Below are 16,841 nucleotides of genomic sequence, written 5' to 3'. Positions count from 1 at the left end.
CGAGGGGTCAGAACAGGCCGAGCGCGTGCTCGTCATAGGAGACGAGCAGGTTCTTGGTCTGCTGATAATGGTCGAGCATCATCCGGTGATTTTCACGCCCGAAGCCCGACGCCTTGTATCCGCCGAAGGCGGCATGGGCGGGGTACTGATGATAGCAGTTGGTCCAGACCCGCCCGGCCTCGATCGCGCGGCCGAGCCGGTAGGCGGTGTTGCCGCTCCGGGTCCAGACGCCCGCGCCAAGACCGTAGGCGGTGTCGTTGGCAAGTGCGATCGCCTCCTCGACCGTCTTGAACGTGGTGACCGACAGGACGGGACCGAAGATCTCCTCCTGGAAGATGCGCATGTGGTTCTGACCCACGAACACGGTCGGCTGCACGAAATAGCCCTGGTCCAGCGCACCGCCCGGCAGCGCCCTGGCGCCACCGACCAGACACTGCGCGCCCTCGGCCTTGCCGATATCGATATAGCCCAGGATCTTGTGGAGCTGGTCCTCCGACGCCTGCGCGCCGACCTGGACCGAGGGGTCGAGCGGATCGCCCTGGCGGATCGCGGCGACGCGCGCCACGGCGCGCTCGATGAAGCGGTCGAAGATCGACTCATGGATCAGCGCGCGCGACGGGCAGGTGCAGACCTCGCCCTTGTTGAACGCGAACAAAGTAAAGCCTTCGAGCGCCTTGTCGAAGAAGGCATCGTCCTCGTCGAGCACGTCCGCCATGAAGATGTTGGGCGACTTGCCGCCAAGCTCCATCGTCTGGGGGATCAGATGGTCGGCAGCCGCGTGCATGATCTGCTTGCCGGTGACGGTCTCGCCGGTGAACGAGACCTTGGCGATGCGCGGATTGGCGGCGATCGCCTGGCCGACGGTCCGTCCCGGGCCGGTGACGACATTGAGCACGCCGGGCGGCAGGATGTCGGCGGTGAGCTCGGCGAACATCAGCAAGGTGAGCGGCGTCTGGGATGCGGGCTTGATGACGGTGCAGTTGCCCGCCGCCAGCGCCGGGGCGATCTTCCACGCCGCCATCAGCAGCGGGAAGTTCCACGGGATGATCTGGCCGACGACGCCGAGCGGCTCGCGGAAATGATAGGCGATGGTGTCCGCATCGATCGTCGAGATGCCGCCTTCCTCCGCCCGGATGCAGCCGGCGAAGTAGCGGAAATGGTCGATCGCAAGCGGCACGTCGGCAGCGCGGGTCTCGCGGATCGGCTTGCCGTTGTCGATCGTCTCGGCAAGCGCCAGCAGCTCCAGATTATCCTCGAGCCGGTCGGCGACGCGATTGAGAATCCTGGCGCGCTCGGCGGGCGCGATCCTTGCCCATTGATCCCTGGCGGCGTGCGCCGCATCGAGCGCGCGCTCGACATCTTCCGGCGTCGACAGCGCGAACTCGGCGATCTGGGCGCCATTGATCGGGCTCGTGTCCGCGAAATACTCGCCGCCCGCAGGAGCGCTCCAGCGGCCTCCGATGAAATTATCATAGCGGTGTCGGAAGGAGGCCGCCGCATTGATGGTCCCGATCGCCTTCTCGAACATAACCTGACTCCATCTCTATCGATAGCCTGACGGAGTAATCTCTTTGCCCGGGCGGCCTATAAGTAAGTTCCGCAGAAGGTAGTCTGGTGTCGCTGTCGCGGGCTTTGAGGGTCAGACACGCCGACGGAGCCGATTAGTATTCATCGACTCCCGAACCTATTCGCGCACGCCTGATCGGAATTATGCCGAGACAGGCGTTACTCGGCCGCTTCTTCTTTTGGCGAGGGCGGCGCTTGGCATTCCAATTCTGGCGTTACGCCCGGACGCGCTTTAGGCTCACCCAATCGCCTTTCTGAAGCGTCCCGTCCCTCACGCGGAAATGAGCGTAATGGTCGTCGAAAATCTGGTCGACTTCGACATGACCGACAAGGCGGCGGTGGCGCGGCGTTGCGTGATAGACGTCGAGTATCTGCCCGATGTGTGCGCCATCGGCTTTGCCCAGGCAGGCCACTGTGCCGCCCGCATCCATACGGACGATCTTGCCGCGCATGAACAAGCGATGGCCGATACCCTGTGCGAGGAGCGGCGTGCTGCCAAAGAGCAGAAAGCCAACGGCAGCACCGACGCCAAGATGTTTTCGCATCACTGTTTCCTCTGTCACGTCAGACGCTCGGACCCGGCTTTGAAGGCCGGGAGCACGGGGCGACGCTGGGCATCGTCAAAGAACTGGCCCGCCGCGGGGGCGGCGGCGGGCCCTCAGCCCCGGGGGGGGGTGTTTTATCGGGGCTGGAAACGTCACATGTCGCTCATCGGCTTGTCGGCCATGGGCTTGTCGGCCATGGGCTTGGCGGTCTTCTTCTTCGCGGCCGGCTTGGCCTTCTTCATCGGCATCTTGCAGCAGCCACTCTTCGCCTTACCGGCCATGCCCGAGCCGTTCGATGCAGGCGACCCGCCGGACATGCCGGCCATCCCCGACATGCCCTGTTGATCCTGCTGGGCCGGTTTCCCCTGCTGCTTCTGCGCGCCGGCCTGATGATCCTTCATCATCTGATCGTGCATCTGCTGCCCGCCATGATCCATGCCCTGCTGGTGGGCATGGGCCGGCGCAGTCTGCGCGGGCGCGGGCGTCGACTGGGCGAGAGCGGTGCCGGCGGCGAAGGTTAGCGTCACGAAGAGGCTGATGGTCGCCGCGCGAAATGTCGTCTGTCGCATTGAGGGTCTCCGAGTGTTCGTCCTGTTGCCCGATCGACGTTCCGATCCCGGCAATTCCAAAGCTTCAATGCTGCTAGCGAGACGCAGTCTGTATACGTAACTTACGAATCCGCTTTTGATCGCGACAAGCATGCGCGGGATCGTGCGGGGTGGACCATGGTCCAAGGTCAAGCCAATTCATGATCCCGCTTGATGGCGGCCGGCAGCGAAGTGCAAAAACCAATTGGCCCGCCGTGGGAGAACGGCGGGCCAAAGCTGCGGTTGAACCAGGCCACGGTCGTTGGCCACCCCGCCTCGTGGTCGGAGCTGGCTTAATTGCAGGGTCAGCAACCGCCCCGCGACCTATGCAACATGCGGGAGGCTCCGTCCTGGGTCCCCATCTCCCGCGTAGCGATCCGATGGTCCTGCATCATCTCACCGGGCATCCGCACTTCGCGGTGTCGCATGCCTTGCATCTGGGCCGTGTCGGACCGAGCCGGCGCCGGCTTCGCCTTGAGCGTCTGTTCAAGGTCGGGCATGCCCGGCGGCATCCCATCGGCGAGAACTGGCCCGGCGCCGACGGCAAGGACGCCAAAGGCTGCGAGCGAAGCGATAATCGCTGCTTTCTTGCGCAAATATGATTCCTTCAAGTCTGAGTTTCAGTGCGACCGGACACATGCCCGGTCGATTCTCGCTCCCCAGGGAGCTTGCCGTTGAGATGGTATCGGCCTGGAGGTGGCAGTATACGTAATTTGCGAAGCTGGCGGTCAGCCTGCAATGTCAGCTTTAGTTCGGCTACTAGCAAAAGCTGGGCGCGGATGACCGAAGACGGCGGCCATCAAAGCCTCCGCCTAGCCCGAGCACTGGAAAGCGACGCCGCCTGCTGCAGTGGCGAACAGCGAAACGTAAATCGCACGCCGCTTTTGCTTCGGCGCCATCGTGGCAAGGCCCACCGCCGAACCAGCCACTCGGACTGGCCCAGGCTAAATTGTCGGAATAGACGCTCGCTCGGATCGGTGCCGCAGTGATTGAACGCTCGCCTGGCTGATTATTGATCAACTGGCGAGGGCCGCAACCAGCTTAGAAGGGCAATTTTGTCTTCCCAGAGGGGGCGGGCACAAAAGCGATCGGTTCGGGTATTACGGATATTGCCCTCCCGCGCGCCCTTTAAGGGAAGAGCGGCGCTTCGCCTCGGTGGATCTCATCGGATCGAGAAAAGCGCGTTTGCGTCAGTTTCACGATTGCTCAGGAGGGGCTTCGAAATGACTTTTCTGAGCCGGCGAACTGTCTTGGCGGGCGGAGGCCTCCTGCTGGGGGCGGCATGCACGCGCAGATTTGCGACGCCGGACCAAGCAGGCACGCTGCCCATTCCTCGCCTGTTAGATGCACGCGACCATGGGCAGAGAATTGGACTGAGGGCGCAGGAAGGGGAAACCACTTTCTTCCCAGGGCGGCGGAGCGCCACCATGGGATACAACGGAAGCTATCTCGGCCCGACTCTGCGGGTACATCGCGGGGACGACGTGACGGTGACTGTCAGCAACAATCTGTCTGCTGATACCACGGTTCACTGGCACGGGCTGCTCGTACCGGGAGAGCTGGACGGCAGCCCCCACCAGACCATTAGTCCAGGCGAGACTTGGCGTCCGACGCTGCCGATCCGTCAGCCGGCGGCCACTCTCTTTTATCATTCGCATGCACACGGCCGAACGGCGGAGCAGGTCTATGCAGGCCTAGCGGGATTGCTCTTCGTCACCGACGAGGAAGAGCAAGGTCTCGGTTTGCCTTCGGATTACGGCGTCGACGATCTACCAATCTTGATCCAGGATCGGCAGTTCGTGGATGGCCGTCTGGTGTTACCGGCGGGCATGATGGTGGCGCTGGACGGGAGGCGGGGCAACGTTATTCTCGTAAACGGCGCGTACAACCCGCGAGCAGACGTTCCCAGAAGCTTAGTGCGGCTGCGGCTCGTAAATGGTTCGAATGCCCGGACTTACGATCTTTCGTTCAGCGACGGACGAGCCTTTTATTGGATCGGCACCGAGGGCGGCCTTTTGGAAAAGTCCGTTGAATTGCAGTCCCTCACTCTGGCCTCCGGTCAGCGGGCTGAGATCTTGGTGGACTTCAGCGATGGCAAACCGGTCTCGTTGGTATCGGCTCCGGACCAAAGCACCCTCAGGATGCATGGCATGGGCATGATGCATCGGCACGAGGCTAGCGAAAACAACGCAGGGGATGAAACTGTCCTCACATTTTCACCGCGCTTGGCATCGAGTAAGCGAGGTAGCACCACGCTTCCGCTCCTCCTGGCGTCCCGCGCGGTGCCAGATCCGGCGACGGTCGTCGCACGGCGACGTCTGGTGCTCAACATGAGGCTGGGAGGTATGATGGATAGCGACGAAGAGCCGCTAACGATCAACCACAGGCGATTCGATATTGATCGCATCGATGAGGAAGTCGAGCTTGGCGCCGTCGAGATATGGAAAGTCTCCGGGCAGAAAATGGCCCATCCCTTCCACATTCATGGAGTGCACTTCGACGTGCTACGTCGCGATGGCGAGGAACCAGATCTTCTTGATCAGGGGCCACGTGACACCATCGTCGTGGACGAACCGGTCGAGTTATTAATCCGCTTCGACCAGCCTGCTTCAAAAGCGCCCTTCCTGTTCCATTGCCATATCCTGGAGCACGAGGACGAAGGCATGATGGGTCAGTTTTCCGTGACGTAGTGGGAACAACTCAAGAAGCGAAATCCTGCATATGCCAATAAGGGGGCAATGCTCGACGTGTGACTTCGAACTCCACTCTCGTTTTTGTTCCCTTTTCGGGCTTGGGCCAGAACGTTTCGCACATCTCGATCGAAGGCATTCGATCATCCCGGACACTTGTGCATCACATGACGAACCCTGCGGTTCGTCACGGCCACCAGGCGCCGCGGGCCGCGCTCTATAATGACCATACGCTTGTCGGGCCGTCCCGCGGCCGCTGTCAGTACTCGCGGCAATGAGTAATAGATGGTATCGCCGCGTTCATACCACTTTCCTCCGCCAAGCGGCGTCTGGTCAGGCAATCGGATTTCGCTGTAAGATCCGTTGCGATTAAGAACCCAGGCCATCCCCGACTTACAGCCGGATCGGCCATCAAATGACCAGACACCCGCGAGCTTGGTGGTCGAGGTATCTTCCCTTGCGGGAACGACCCTGGCCGGCGAAGGTAGCGTTGGCACAGTGAGCGCGGCGAAAATCGCCCAGATGGAACACGACCACCGTGTGAAAGTGAGCAGCCGGCATCGATATAACCCGTTAAGCGCGATCGTCATACTGTTCCCTTCCGATCCACACTCACTCCGCTGCGAGCTTCGTTGGTTGCCCTGGGCAGACTATGCCGACCATCTGCCGGTGGTAATGCGTATTTGTCGCTAGACAGAAGAGACGCCTGCGATGGCATCTGATCGCAGATCGCCCAGGACAAGGCAGCCGGCGCAGAACTTGGGATGACGGTGATCGTCTCATGCGCAGTGCAAGCGAGCAACCACATGAGCGGTAACGGGGGTGACGAGTTCGCTTCCGGACGAGGAAAAGGTGACCAGGTGACCTTCATTCTATCCCGACATGTTGGTTTGGACGCTCAAGCCGGGTGCCGAGGCGGAGGCATATAGGCCCGCCCGATGTACTAATCGCAAGCGACCGGTTTTCGGTTCTGATGCTCTTGCGCCCCAGTCAACCGACCGATCGCCATTCGTATATATCACAATTTCGCGGGTCGTTCCCCCCAGATAGGGTCAGAGCAGGTTCGAGTCGTGGAGGGGACGCCAGGCCGAAATGCCGGTTGTTCCCGCTGTCCTAGCCGCCACGAATTCGATGGAGATCCAAGGCAAGAGGAGCATTTGATATCAGCCGCTTCAGCATTTCCAGCTCTGGCGCAGGCGTCCCCCCGACCGCAGTCCGGGATTGTCGCCTGTATCGATTGCTCCGATCATGATGCGTGGATCTACTCACACGCTCGTGCGCTCGCGACAACGCTCGACGTCCCTATTACCCTGCTACAAGTACTTGACGGCGAGGGCTCGACGCGCTCTCGTCCAGACCCGATTGAATGTAACCTCCGGCGGCGCGAAGCCCTGCGCGCCCTCGATCGATGCGCCGCCGCGACCAGCGCACCTCCAACCAAAACCTCCATCGAATTGGCCGAAGGCCAAACCGCGGAGGAAATTTGCCGCTTTGTCCGAGAGTGCGACGACGGCATGGTCGTACTGGGAAGACGAGGCAGGCAAGAGGCCGGTCGCCCGGGCATGGGGGCAACCGTGCACAAGGTGCTCATGCAGACGCCAGCCCCGGTCCTGCTCGTACCGGTAGAGGCCCCGCTTCCGGCAGCGCCCTACAGAAGGGTTGTGGTGCCGCTTGACGGCTCTCGTTGGGCTGAGAGCGTGCTGCCCCTAGCTGTGCGTCTTGCGAAGGCCTCGGAAGCGGAACTCCTGCTCGTCCATGTCGTCCCTACGCCCGAGATGATCGAGGCACGGCCCCTGGAAGTCGAGGACAAGAAGCTTCAACAAGCCCTTATAGAGCGAAATGAGCAAGCAGCACGCAGCTACCTGGATCGAACGAAATCCAACCTCTCGGCGTCCGGTCTACGAATACGTACGATTTCGATCCGTGGCGAGGATGTACGCGAGGTGCTGTGCGATCTTATTCAGCGCGAGAGGGCCGATATTGCCGTCCTGTCCGCGCGCGGCCACAGCCATCGGCATGTTTCCGACGTACCCTATGGAACGGTCGCCTCCTACCTGATGACGCATTGCAATGTACCAATGCTCGTAACGCCTGCGACAATCCGCTCGGGAAAAGCGCAGATCGCCGTAGGGCATAATTGCCTCCGGCTACCCCTCGCCGCCCAAGCCTGATCATGGCCGATATTGAGGGGACCGACCCTATTTCGGGGGCGGCCGACGAGACCGCCACACGCCATCAGCTGACAGGATTGATCGGTCGCTCAGCGCCTCTTCCCATCTGGGCGCATCTCGACGCCATGAAAGACTGGCTGGCTCGAGCCCGCCAGGCAGCCACGCAAGCCGACCAGCGCGGCAGCGCCGCAGCCGAATGGCTACTCGACAACGACTATCAGATCCAGCGCGCGATCCTGCAAATTGGTGAGGGTCTTCCGAAGGCTTTCTACGCGAAACTTCCCGGTCTTGCTGAAGACGGCCTCAGGCGACCACGCGCCCATCAAGTCGCGCAGTCTCTGCTTCTGGCGTCTCACCTGCAAGTCTCACTGTCCTCGGCTGTCGAATTCGTCGTTCGATATCAGAATAAGATGCCGCTCAGCATAGCTGAAACCTGGGCGATTCCTACGATGCTACGTATCGTTTGTCTTGAAATGATCGTTACGGGTTTCACCCAACTTTTTCCTCAAGTCGCTCCCCCTTTTGCACTAACGAACGCCATGGGCAAGGCGCCTGAGGAGATCCGTAGCGCAGCGCATTACATTTCAACCAGCAACGACAAAGATGGCATCGCCGATGCCATCGACGCATTTCTGCTGCCGCTTGTGGGAGGATCATCATGAAGCGACTGGCCGCTTTCGACCTCGACGGAACGCTCGCGCTCAGCAAGCAGCCGCTCGACGATGAAATGGCGGATCTGCTTACCCGCCTGCTCGACGTGACGATGGTAGCGATCATCTCCGGAGGCGACTGGCCGCAATTCGAGAAACAGGTGGTGTCGCGCATGCCCGCCCGGGCGCGGCTCGACAATTTCATCATCCAGCCGACCACGGGCACCAAGCTCTATCGTCACGCCGACGGCCAATGGACGCGTATCTATGCCGATCTGTTCACCGGCGACGAAAGCCAGCGCATCCGCGAAGCACTGACCAAGGCGGTCGAGCAGGCGGGCTATCCAAACGAGAACATCTGGGGCGAGCAGATCGAGGATCGCGGCAGCCAGATCACATTCTCCGCGCTCGGTCAGGAGGCGCCGCTCGAGGCCAAGGACACGTGGGATCCCGATCACGCCAAGCGCAAGAAATTGCAGGCCCTGCTCCAGCCGTTGCTGCCAGGCTTTGCCATCAATATCGGCGGGGCGACATCGATCGACATCACGCGCGAAGGGATAGACAAGGCCTATGGCCTTAAGCGCCTTTCCGAGCAGACCGGCGTCGCGCTCGACGAGATGATCTTCTTCGGTGACGCGATCTTCCCGGGCGGAAATGATTATCCGGCCAAGCACCTCGGGCTGGATACCGTTCGAGTCCGCGACGTTGCCGAAACCAAGTCGGTGGTTGGCGCGATCGCTGCCTGGCTAGTCTAAAAGCGCTACCGCCGATACCTAACCAGTCCCGCTTTCGCGCCCGTACGACCCAGCTTCGCAGCGGTCCCACATTGTGGAGCCGACGGATCGCTTCAATCGTGCCGGAGCTGCTTGACCCCACTACGCCTGGGCGCGTTCTAGGACACTCAGCTGGCCATGTCCGCCATCATCCGACAGCTGGCGGCGCAATCCTTGCAGGTAGCCGAGCAAAGCTTGATCCGCTCGCCCACGACGTGGCTCAGGCATTCCCGCGCACATCGTTCGCAGCCGTCAGCGCAGGCGCGACACAGGATGGTATGGAGGGAGGATTCGCGCAACATCGAGTTGGCGGTCGCCTGGCACAGTTCCGCACAGTCGTTCAGCATGGCGATCAGCGACGCCGTGGCTGACGCGCCGCCTTGCTTCGTCAGCCAGGCGGCGGTCTCCAGGCACATGCGGTGCGAAGCCACGCAATCGTCGATGCAGTCCGTCATCGACATCGCCATCCCTTCCATTCGATGCTGCTGCGCCGCCGCCGGCCCAGCCAGCGTTCCAGCGGCGGCAAGGCCGGCGCCGGCCATCAGCAATTCGCGTCTCTCGATCATCATGCACCTCCCATCTGCTATCCCTTGAGCGCTGCGCCGCGTCCGGCGGCCTCAGCCGTCATAGGCGACCCATCCAACGCCGCAGCACGCGCCTTCTCCCGCGCCATCCGGGTTTCCTCCCAAGGCCAGTGGCCGTTGATCTCGACCCCAAGCGAGATGCTCAGGAAGGTCCGCACCAGCACAAGCCCGGCCAGCACGATGAGATCGTCGAGCGTCGGGTTGATCACCAGCGACTTGACGATGTCGCCGGCGACCAGAAATTCCAAACCGAGCAGGATGCTGCGGCCGAGCGCCGAGCGGAACGCGCTATAGGCCTCGGTCCGGTCGCCCGCCCTCGCCCGCCGCGCAAACAGAAAGGTTGCGAGCCCCGCGCCGACGAGGATGGTCAGCGTGCCCGCCAGTTCCAGGCCGATCACCGCAAGCCGGAAGAAGGCGCTCAGCCAGTCGGCCTCAATGGTGATCATACCAGCCTCGCTTGCGGATATTGTTGAAGCTGTCGGTGGCGTGACAGGCATAGCATTGGTCGACGCGCGCTTTCGATCCGGCTGCGCGCTGCGAGACCATGCTGAAATGCTCCATGAAGTGACTGGGTGGCGCCTTGTGGCACTCGGCGCACTGCGTCGAATTGACCGATGGATGGCGATAATTGACGATCTTCCAGCTGTCGGTCTTGTGGCAGCTCGCGCAGTCGGTGCCGAACAGGGCCTGGTGCGGATCGCGGAACGCATGGCAGCTCGCGCAATTGAGCGCGGTCTCGGGAGTCAGGCTTCTAGTGTTTGTCGACATGCCCGCCGAAGGCTGCCGCCACTTTGCCATGTCGAGCAAGGCGGCGTGATCCATGCGGATGATGCCGCGCTCTCCCTCATGTTCGACGTGGCAGGAGGTGCACTGCGTCGCTTTCGCGTGGAACTGAGTCGACTGCTTCGTCCCGAAATCCGTGCCCGCATGGCAGGTGAGACAGGTCCGGGTTTCGACGCCCTTGCCCGGCGTGTGGCAGGCCGTGCATTGGCCGGCGAAGGACTGGTGGGCGCTCGAGAGCGGGCCGGGCGCTACGAGCTGCGCCACCAGGCCGGCATCCCTCGGCGCGTCCGATCGCATCCGGATCGCGACCGCGGCGACCATCACCAGCAGGGCCGCGATGAAGACGGCGTAGGAAAGACGCTGCCAGCTCATAGCCAGCGCAGCCCGTAATAGATCGCCGCGCCGACGTGGAGCGCGAGCAGCGCGAAGATGAGACAGCCCAGCAGGATGTGCAGGAACCGCCATCGCGCGAACAGGGTGTTGGTCGCCTCTTCGGCGCGGATCGCGAATTCGGTATCGGCCAGCGCCGCGGCGATCCCCGCCTTGTCCTGGGGGTGCTGGCCCGCGGGCGCATCCCCGGCGACGAACAGATAGCGCCTCCAGCCCGACAGCGGCGCGGCTGCGGTATCGGCCTGCGTCGGCGCGGCCGGCTCCTCGAGGAAGGCGGCGCGAAGCGAAGCCAGTTCCGACCTGCGTCCGCGCAGCGCCCGACCAAGCTGGGCAAGCAGGTAGCGGCCGATGAAGCCGGTGATGACCGTCATCAGCAGAAGGATGGTCAGAAGCAGTCCGACCGGGCTTTCGAGCTTGTGCGCGGCGTGGACCAGACCCAGGATCGGCGCCAGCACGCCGGCATAGATGTGGATGGCGAGCAGGGTCGGCTTGCTGACGAGCCGGGAGAGCGCCTTGTCGACCCAGGCGATATGCTTGGCCGCGACATAGGGAAGCGTCAGCAGCATCAGCACGAGCGCTGCGATCCCGATGATCCCGCCGGCCAGGCTGCCCGGAAAGCGCGGTGACACATGCACGAGGTAGCCGAACGGGAACAGCAGCAGGAACGCGACCAGCAGGCCGACGGCGATGTCGCTGCGTTCGCGCATCAGGCTTCGACCACGAGCGGCGTGCCCGTGCCCTTCGCCTGGCACGCGAGCACATAGCCCTGCGCCTTGTCGGCGGGCGCGAGGCCGGACTCGACCTCCATCGTCACCTCGCCCTGCAGCAGCTTGACGACGCAGGCGCCGCATGTGCCCGCACGGCAGGCATAGGGGATCTCGACGCCCGCGCCCTCGGCCGCCTCGAGCACGGTCTCGTCCGCGGGCAAAGCCGCCGACACCCCCGACACGGAGAAGGTCACCGTGCTCGGTGCCACCTCGGCGCTCGGGGCCGGCTTAGCTGCTGGCGCGGGCGCGGGCTTGACCTCGAGATCCTCGTGGTCGGCCGGCAGCGAGGCCGGACCGAACGCCTCGGTGTGCAGCTGCGCTTCGGGGACGCCGAGTTCCGCCAGCACGCCGCGCATCGCGCCCATCATCGCCGGCGGGCCGCACATATGGATCCGCCGGCTCGCGATCTCCGGCACCGCGGCCAGGATCATCTCGCGGGTGATCGGCCCTTCGGGGCCCATCCAGACGGTGCCGGGCGCGCGCTGCATCGCGGCGACGACATGGAGGTTGGGAAAACGGCGTTCGAGCCGTTCGAGCTCGTCGCGGAACACGAATTCCTCGGTCGACCGTGCGCCGTAGAAGAAGAAGATATCACCCTTCCACGCGGTGTCGGTGAGATAGCGCAGCACCGACATCATCGGGGTGATGCCGACCCCGCCCGCGATCAGCACGATGCTCTGGGCATCCGTTCCCGTGAAGGTGAAGGCGCCGAACGGTCCGCTGACCTTCAGCAGATCGTCGGCGACGACCTTGTCGTGCAGGTATCGCGAGACCACGCCCTGCTCCTCGCGCTTGACCGTCAGTTCGACATAGGCCCGCTGGGTCGGCGAAGAGGCGATCGTGTAGGAACGGCGCGCGGTCTTGCCCGCTTCGGGCTCTACCTCGACCTGCAGGAACTGGCCCGGCAGGAAGTCGAACGGCAGCCGGTCGGCGGCCGGGTCCGCGAGCCGGAAGGTCAGCACGCTCGGCGTCTCTCGCACGATCTGGACCATGCGCAGCTGCCCCGCCCAGCTTTTGGGCTTGCGCAGCGAAGCTCCCGCGGGCGCGGCCGCATTGCTCGAGGCGAGCCCGGCGCTGCCGGCAACGGGGGCAGGTGCGGGCGCGAACTTCGCAGCGGGCGGGACAGCCTTCGGCTCCGGCTTTTCCGAGGTCTTGGCGGTGGCGACACCGCCGGCGATCGCCCCGATCCGCCGGAGGCGGAAGATCTGCAGCGCGATCAGCGTGGCGCTCACCAGCCCCAGGAAGAGCATGAGAAGGAGGTGTGAGGGCGAGATGCCGAACCAGTGGTCGGCATGGCCGGGCGCGGCCTGGTCGATGTCGAGCTGATCGCGCAGCCAGGCAAGCCCGACCTCCCGGGGCGGCTGCAAGCCGCCGATCGCGCCCTGCGCGGCGGTGCCGGACCGGAACAGGTCGGTTCCCTCGCGCAGGCGGCGCGCCGCATCGAGCCGGGCCGAGACCGTGGTTGCACGCGCGCCGTCGGCCGAGGCGGCGTTGATCATCGCTAGGCCCGTGCTTACCCGTTCGCCAGCCTGCGCAGCGACCCGCTGCCTTGCCGCTTCGTCGAGCGCGGGAAAGGCGAGCAGTTGCGAGATGAAGCCGGTCCGGCGCGATTCGTGGCCGTGCTCATTCTCCCCTTCCCCATTGATCATGCGATCCATCATGGGGTTCATCATCTTCGCCATGTCCGACGACCCCGACGATGCCGGTGCGGACATGCCCCCGCCGGCCGGCATGCCTGCGCCATGATGCGCGGCATGATCCTCGCCCTCCTGCGCGCCCGCGCCCGCGGACAGGCTGAGAGCGATTGCGCAGCCGAGGCTCAAGCGTCGAAGGCTGATCCGCCTGGACATCCTCATCCCCTTTTTCAGCGCGCTTACATATCCTTCATCGGCATCGCCGAATTGCCCGGCGCGGGATCGGGTGCCGGCGCGGTCTGGTTGCCGGCCCCGGCGCGCATCGCGTCATGGTCCATCGCCTGACGGTGATGCCGCTCCATCTCGGCCTGGTTGCTCATCGCGTCCATCGACGCCGCGTCTGCAGCGTTGCCGCTGTCGGTCAGGACCGGGGTGGCGGCGACGCTGTTCGCCGCGGGCGGCACCGTCTGGTCGGCCTGGCGGTCGCAGCCCGAAAGCGCGAGCGCCAGCAACAGGCTTCCGCCGACAAGCGGAAGGGCTTTTTTCGCATGGTCGATCATAGCTTGCTCCTTGGCTTGAAAACTGTGGTCCCGGGCGCCGGGGATGGCGCCCGGACCGGCTCATTGCGCGCTGCGCAGGATCTGAAGGCACCGGTCGTGCGAGAGGTTCATCGGGTTGCGCCCCTGCCCCTTCATCTCGCCATGATCATGCGGCGTCTGGAGACCCATATTGCCCTCCATCGCCCGGCAACTCTCGACCTGCGCCGAGGTCGGCCGCGTGGTTACACAGGCGCCTAGAAGCAGCGCCGGCGTGAGGACGGCGATCAAACGCATTTTCTTCATGACAAAAGCCCTTTCGCTAGTGATGATCGTTCGTCCTGCGCTGCCTGATGTTTCTTGTTATGCTGTTGGTCTTTCCGCCGCGCCGTCAGGAAGGCGAGGATCGGGCAATCGGAGACGGGCACTTCGCCCGGGCATTCGTCGGCGAGCATCCGCAGCATGTCGCGGATATCCGACAGGCGCTCGAGCCGGGCTTCGGCGTCCGCGATCTTGGCAAGCGTGATATCGAGCACGGCCTGGGCATGCGCGGTGTCCGACGCCCTGAGCGCCAGCAGCTGCCGGGCCTGTTCGAGTGTGAAACCAAGCTCCTGCGCCGAGCGGATGAAATTGACGCGCTCGAGGTCGGTCGCGTCGTAGAGCCTGTAGCCCGCTGCCGTGCGCGCGGGTTCGCGCAGCAAACCCATCCGCTCATAATAGCGGATCGTGTCGCGGCCCACGCCCGCAGCGGCGGCCAGTTCGCCGATCTTGAAATTGCCCATGTCATCCGCTCGATCATCATGCCGGTTGTGTCCAGGGTCAAGCGGTTCGCTTTGACCCCGAACGGTCCGTTGCCGCCGGCAGCCCGCTGCCCCGACGTCTCGCATCCGGGCAGCTTGTGCCGGCGGGCCACCGGCTCGTCAGTTCTTGCGAAGCTCGACGATGTCGTGCTTGGCAGGCGTACCGTCGGCGACGGACACGTGCGCGAAGTGATCATCGAAGATATGATCGATCGTCACATGGCCGATGAGCTGGCGGTGATAAGTCGGCGCCACGCCTTTGGACGGACCCGGATGGGTCACGACGCGATAGACCTCGAGCTTCTGGCCGACCTCGGCGCCATCGGCCTTTCCGATGCAGACGACCGTGCCGTTGCTGCCCGTGTCGACGATCGAACCGCGCATGAACCAGGTGTGGCCGATACCTTGCGCGAATAGCGGAGAGGCGCCGAGCATCGAGATTCCGGCCAGCGCCACCATGATGGACTTCTTCATCATCATCTTGACTCCTTGAGTGAGCGTTGAGAACTGCTGCTCGATTTCTCGAGGGGAAGATTTTGTTTCTTCGCCCACAGGACTATGGTCCCGGGTCCAAGCTCGGTATACGTAGTGTTCGCAGCCGAAGTTTTTCGGGCAAGGTGTCTGAAGGCCGGGCTTACTCGTACGTAACGATCCAGGGCACGACTTTCGTGTTTATGAAACGTAGTCTGGAACCAGGCCTTAACCCCTGAGGACAAGCGCTTTACGTCCAGCTGGCCGCGCAAAACGGCTACGTTGGCGATAGAAGAAGGTCGTCGAAGGTTCGTCCGACGAATTTACGCTTCGCTATCTCCCTCGTATCTCACGAGCAATTCCTTGCGGGCTGCCATTTCGGTCGCAACAGATGCCACCCGGGCAGGCGGAGCAGGCGGTGCCTGCAGCTCCGGAGAAAGCGCCTTTCCAGCCTACTCCAGTGCTCCCTGCCGCACCCCTAAGCCCCGCCATCATCAACGGGAGCGAAAGACTGTGGCGGCCTTTCCGGAATCCACCAGACCTGGCAAAGGCCCCACTCTGCTGACAATTTCATTTCGACCTCGACCGGAACTGATGGCATCTAGGCATGGCCCCAGCCAAGTCAGGCGGCGGCCAGGGGCTACGCGTAGCGCGACCGGTCCCGGGATCGATCCCGATCAACAACATCCGGAACGCCTTCGGCGTCCTCGTTGAAATCGCGAATTGCGGCGCGGCGCCATCCGCTGTTTTGCTCACTTCCGGAAGGAGCCACCCTCATTCCATCGTCGCGCGAAACTCTGTCATCCGGTCCGCTTCAAACGCGTTGGTGCCGGGATGAATGTGCTGATCAGCGTATTCCAAACAGAGATCGACAACAAAGGATTTCGATTCCGGACAACGAACTTCATCAGGTTCGCGAGGTTCGAGACCAAGGATACCAAATCAGTGCCCAAGGCGAACAAAGCTCCGACCATCATATTGTGGACGAGCCAGAATGGGGCCCCTACGAGAAAAAGGCCTTTCATCCGCGTAGTCGAGGTTTGGAGCCGTGCGAAGCTGCCCAACGAACTGCCCGTGAACGCCAGAGCTGAGGGGAGACCGTGCCAGGTCACAACCGACAGAAAAGCCATCAAAATCAGACTAGCGCCGTAAAGCCTCGTCACCACATAGCGATCACGCACTGACGCGGAAATGCGAGCTGCGAACATGAAATGAGGCACGCTATCGCCGCAGTGGGTGAGCCGAGCATCAAAAAATAGAGCGCGAAGGCGGCAGCACCCGCGCTCTGGATTTTCACCGCGGTTCGATAGTCGTCGAAAAACGGCCAGCTAATGACGCACAAAAGCGCGACGCAGCCGAACGCGGTGGCAATCATGATTGCCGCCACCCGGTTGTTTCGCTCAAGACCTGCGTTTCGCGCCCAGCTCTATCTTTCTTCATAGTGCAAGCGTGAACGAACAAGGTTAATTACGATTTAAGAACGCCCGTAGTAGCGCGGATTTACGGCTGCTTTTGGATCGCCGTTACCTCGCCGGCGTTGCCCGTCAACATAAGGTCAAAATCGACCTTATCGCCAACCTTCACTGCATCTGTGATCGCCGGGGCAGCCTTGAACGCCATTGTCATTGCCGGCCATTTGGCTTCGGGGATGGCGCCATGATCGAGTGTGATCGTGCCCGCAGACTTGTCGATCGCGGTGACCGTGCCGTGTCCCTTCACCTTGATTGCAGTGGCAGCCGACGGCTCCATCGCCATATTTGCCATGTTGCCGCTCATAGCGGCGGCGGGTTCTGCCTTGTTGGTCTCGACCGCAACGGGCGGTTCGGCTTTTTTCCCGCAAGCGACGGTCAGTGCCGCGAGGCCGAGGGCAAAGGTCAGTCGTCCGTAGTTCATG

20 protein-coding genes are annotated in these 16,841 nt (G+C 63.0%); 4 read left to right on the top strand and 16 right to left on the bottom strand.

Going from position 1 to position 16,841, the window contains the following annotated elements:
* Positions 1-7: 7 nt before the first annotated feature.
* From C2R25_RS03670 to C2R25_RS03650, 4 genes are all read right to left on the bottom strand, one after another.
* Positions 8-1,528, bottom strand: coding sequence for an aldehyde dehydrogenase family protein (locus C2R25_RS03670; RefSeq protein ID WP_043150655.1), 1,521 nt, complete (start codon positions 1,526-1,528; stop codon positions 8-10).
* A gap of 253 nt (positions 1,529-1,781) precedes the next feature.
* Positions 1,782-2,111 carry a hypothetical protein gene (locus C2R25_RS03665; protein WP_043150735.1) on the bottom strand — a complete coding sequence of 110 codons (330 nt, stop codon included), beginning with the start codon at positions 2,109-2,111 and terminating at the stop codon, positions 1,782-1,784.
* 152 nt (positions 2,112-2,263) lie between these two features.
* On the bottom strand, positions 2,264-2,680 hold the full coding sequence (locus C2R25_RS20655) for a hypothetical protein (RefSeq protein ID WP_043150657.1): 417 nt from the start codon (positions 2,678-2,680) through the stop codon (positions 2,264-2,266).
* Positions 2,681-3,003: 323 nt separating this feature from the next.
* Entirely contained in the window at positions 3,004-3,294 is a 291-nt protein-coding gene (locus tag C2R25_RS03650; RefSeq protein WP_076605627.1) for a hypothetical protein, read from the bottom strand.
* A gap of 627 nt (positions 3,295-3,921) precedes the next feature.
* Here C2R25_RS03650 and C2R25_RS03645 point away from each other — a divergent pair.
* The 4 genes from C2R25_RS03645 (at position 3,922) to C2R25_RS03630 (ending at position 8,964) form a co-directional block, all read left to right on the top strand.
* The gene (locus C2R25_RS03645) at positions 3,922-5,388 is read left to right on the top strand and encodes a multicopper oxidase family protein (RefSeq protein ID WP_009823982.1); all 1,467 of its coding nucleotides are present in this window, start codon (positions 3,922-3,924) and stop codon (positions 5,386-5,388) included.
* Between the two features lie 1,070 nt (positions 5,389-6,458).
* A complete protein-coding gene (locus tag C2R25_RS20650) occupies positions 6,459-7,559 on the top strand; it encodes a universal stress protein (protein ID WP_233203748.1) in 1,101 nt (366 codons plus the stop codon).
* A gap of 2 nt (positions 7,560-7,561) precedes the next feature.
* Positions 7,562-8,221: an HAD hydrolase family protein gene (locus C2R25_RS20645; RefSeq protein ID WP_093067927.1), complete on the top strand. Its 660-nt coding sequence runs from the start codon at positions 7,562-7,564 to the stop codon at positions 8,219-8,221.
* On the top strand, positions 8,218-8,964 hold the full coding sequence (locus C2R25_RS03630; protein ID WP_062788722.1) for an HAD-IIB family hydrolase: 747 nt from the start codon (positions 8,218-8,220) through the stop codon (positions 8,962-8,964). Before C2R25_RS20645 ends, C2R25_RS03630 begins: the two co-directional genes overlap by 4 nt.
* Before the next feature lie 146 nt (positions 8,965-9,110).
* Here the strand turns inward: C2R25_RS03630 and C2R25_RS03625 are convergent, their stop codons facing one another.
* From C2R25_RS03625 to C2R25_RS03575, 12 genes are all read right to left on the bottom strand, one after another.
* A complete protein-coding gene (locus C2R25_RS03625; RefSeq protein ID WP_103727905.1) occupies positions 9,111-9,551 on the bottom strand; it encodes a four-helix bundle copper-binding protein in 441 nt (146 codons plus the stop codon).
* A gap of 14 nt (positions 9,552-9,565) precedes the next feature.
* Entirely contained in the window at positions 9,566-10,012 is a 447-nt protein-coding gene (locus C2R25_RS03620; protein ID WP_044663289.1) for a DUF1622 domain-containing protein, read from the bottom strand.
* A complete protein-coding gene (locus tag C2R25_RS03615; protein ID WP_103727904.1) occupies positions 9,999-10,721 on the bottom strand; it encodes a cytochrome C in 723 nt (240 codons plus the stop codon). Before C2R25_RS03615 ends, C2R25_RS03620 begins: the two co-directional genes overlap by 14 nt.
* The gene (locus C2R25_RS03610; protein ID WP_017503491.1) at positions 10,718-11,446 is read right to left on the bottom strand and encodes a hypothetical protein; all 729 of its coding nucleotides are present in this window, start codon (positions 11,444-11,446) and stop codon (positions 10,718-10,720) included. Before C2R25_RS03610 ends, C2R25_RS03615 begins: the two co-directional genes overlap by 4 nt.
* A complete protein-coding gene (locus C2R25_RS03605; RefSeq protein ID WP_103727915.1) occupies positions 11,446-13,356 on the bottom strand; it encodes a 2Fe-2S iron-sulfur cluster-binding protein in 1,911 nt (636 codons plus the stop codon). Before C2R25_RS03605 ends, C2R25_RS03610 begins: the two co-directional genes overlap by 1 nt.
* A 23-nt stretch (positions 13,357-13,379) precedes the next feature.
* A complete protein-coding gene (locus C2R25_RS03600) occupies positions 13,380-13,700 on the bottom strand; it encodes a hypothetical protein (RefSeq protein WP_009824017.1) in 321 nt (106 codons plus the stop codon).
* A gap of 60 nt (positions 13,701-13,760) precedes the next feature.
* A complete protein-coding gene (locus tag C2R25_RS03595; RefSeq protein ID WP_233203746.1) occupies positions 13,761-13,973 on the bottom strand; it encodes a hypothetical protein in 213 nt (70 codons plus the stop codon).
* 5 nt (positions 13,974-13,978) lie between these two features.
* Positions 13,979-14,458 (bottom strand): heavy metal-responsive transcriptional regulator, encoded by a 480-nt coding sequence (locus C2R25_RS03590; protein ID WP_004213016.1) that lies wholly within the window; start codon positions 14,456-14,458, stop codon positions 13,979-13,981.
* Positions 14,459-14,596: 138 nt separating this feature from the next.
* A complete protein-coding gene (locus tag C2R25_RS03585; protein ID WP_004213015.1) occupies positions 14,597-14,953 on the bottom strand; it encodes a hypothetical protein in 357 nt (118 codons plus the stop codon).
* A 794-nt stretch (positions 14,954-15,747) separates the two neighbouring features.
* The gene (locus C2R25_RS21275; protein ID WP_009824019.1) at positions 15,748-16,155 is read right to left on the bottom strand and encodes a YgjV family protein; all 408 of its coding nucleotides are present in this window, start codon (positions 16,153-16,155) and stop codon (positions 15,748-15,750) included.
* Positions 16,107-16,322 carry a YgjV family protein gene (locus C2R25_RS21130; protein WP_017502291.1) on the bottom strand — a complete coding sequence of 72 codons (216 nt, stop codon included), beginning with the start codon at positions 16,320-16,322 and terminating at the stop codon, positions 16,107-16,109. The genes C2R25_RS21275 and C2R25_RS21130 overlap by 49 nt, the downstream gene beginning before the upstream one ends.
* Positions 16,323-16,447: 125 nt before the next feature.
* Positions 16,448-16,840, bottom strand: coding sequence for a copper-binding protein (locus C2R25_RS03575; RefSeq protein WP_017502290.1), 393 nt, complete (start codon positions 16,838-16,840; stop codon positions 16,448-16,450).
* Position 16,841 lies beyond the last annotated feature (1 nt).

The sequence above is a fragment of the Novosphingobium sp. HII-3 genome (assembly GCF_002916655.1).
In the GTDB taxonomy this organism is placed as follows: domain Bacteria; phylum Pseudomonadota; class Alphaproteobacteria; order Sphingomonadales; family Sphingomonadaceae; genus Novosphingobium; species Novosphingobium panipatense.
The sequence above is the reverse complement of the archived record's forward strand: the minus strand, read 5'-3'. Positions and strand labels throughout refer to the sequence as shown.

Coding starts and splice junctions, on each gene's coding strand:
- C2R25_RS03670 (WP_043150655.1), bottom strand. CDS start 1,528: ATGTTCGAGAAGGCGATCGGGACCATCAATGCGGCGGCCTCCTTCCGA.
- C2R25_RS03665 (WP_043150735.1), bottom strand. CDS start 2,111: ATGCGAAAACATCTTGGCGTCGGTGCTGCCGTTGGCTTTCTGCTCTTT.
- C2R25_RS20655 (WP_043150657.1), bottom strand. CDS start 2,680: ATGCGACAGACGACATTTCGCGCGGCGACCATCAGCCTCTTCGTGACG.
- C2R25_RS03645 (WP_009823982.1), top strand. CDS start 3,922: ATGACTTTTCTGAGCCGGCGAACTGTCTTGGCGGGCGGAGGCCTCCTG.
- C2R25_RS20645 (WP_093067927.1), top strand. CDS start 7,562: ATGGCCGATATTGAGGGGACCGACCCTATTTCGGGGGCGGCCGACGAG.
- C2R25_RS03630 (WP_062788722.1), top strand. CDS start 8,218: ATGAAGCGACTGGCCGCTTTCGACCTCGACGGAACGCTCGCGCTCAGC.
- C2R25_RS03625 (WP_103727905.1), bottom strand. CDS start 9,551: ATGATGATCGAGAGACGCGAATTGCTGATGGCCGGCGCCGGCCTTGCC.
- C2R25_RS03620 (WP_044663289.1), bottom strand. CDS start 10,012: ATGATCACCATTGAGGCCGACTGGCTGAGCGCCTTCTTCCGGCTTGCG.
- C2R25_RS03615 (WP_103727904.1), bottom strand. CDS start 10,721: ATGAGCTGGCAGCGTCTTTCCTACGCCGTCTTCATCGCGGCCCTGCTG.
- C2R25_RS03610 (WP_017503491.1), bottom strand. CDS start 11,446: ATGCGCGAACGCAGCGACATCGCCGTCGGCCTGCTGGTCGCGTTCCTG.
- C2R25_RS03605 (WP_103727915.1), bottom strand. CDS start 13,356: ATGTCCAGGCGGATCAGCCTTCGACGCTTGAGCCTCGGCTGCGCAATC.
- C2R25_RS03600 (WP_009824017.1), bottom strand. CDS start 13,700: ATGATCGACCATGCGAAAAAAGCCCTTCCGCTTGTCGGCGGAAGCCTG.
- C2R25_RS03595 (WP_233203746.1), bottom strand. CDS start 13,973: ATGCGTTTGATCGCCGTCCTCACGCCGGCGCTGCTTCTAGGCGCCTGT.
- C2R25_RS03590 (WP_004213016.1), bottom strand. CDS start 14,458: ATGGGCAATTTCAAGATCGGCGAACTGGCCGCCGCTGCGGGCGTGGGC.
- C2R25_RS03585 (WP_004213015.1), bottom strand. CDS start 14,953: ATGATGAAGAAGTCCATCATGGTGGCGCTGGCCGGAATCTCGATGCTC.
- C2R25_RS21275 (WP_009824019.1), bottom strand. CDS start 16,155: ATGTTCGCAGCTCGCATTTCCGCGTCAGTGCGTGATCGCTATGTGGTG.
- C2R25_RS21130 (WP_017502291.1), bottom strand. CDS start 16,322: ATGATTGCCACCGCGTTCGGCTGCGTCGCGCTTTTGTGCGTCATTAGC.
- C2R25_RS03575 (WP_017502290.1), bottom strand. CDS start 16,840: ATGAACTACGGACGACTGACCTTTGCCCTCGGCCTCGCGGCACTGACC.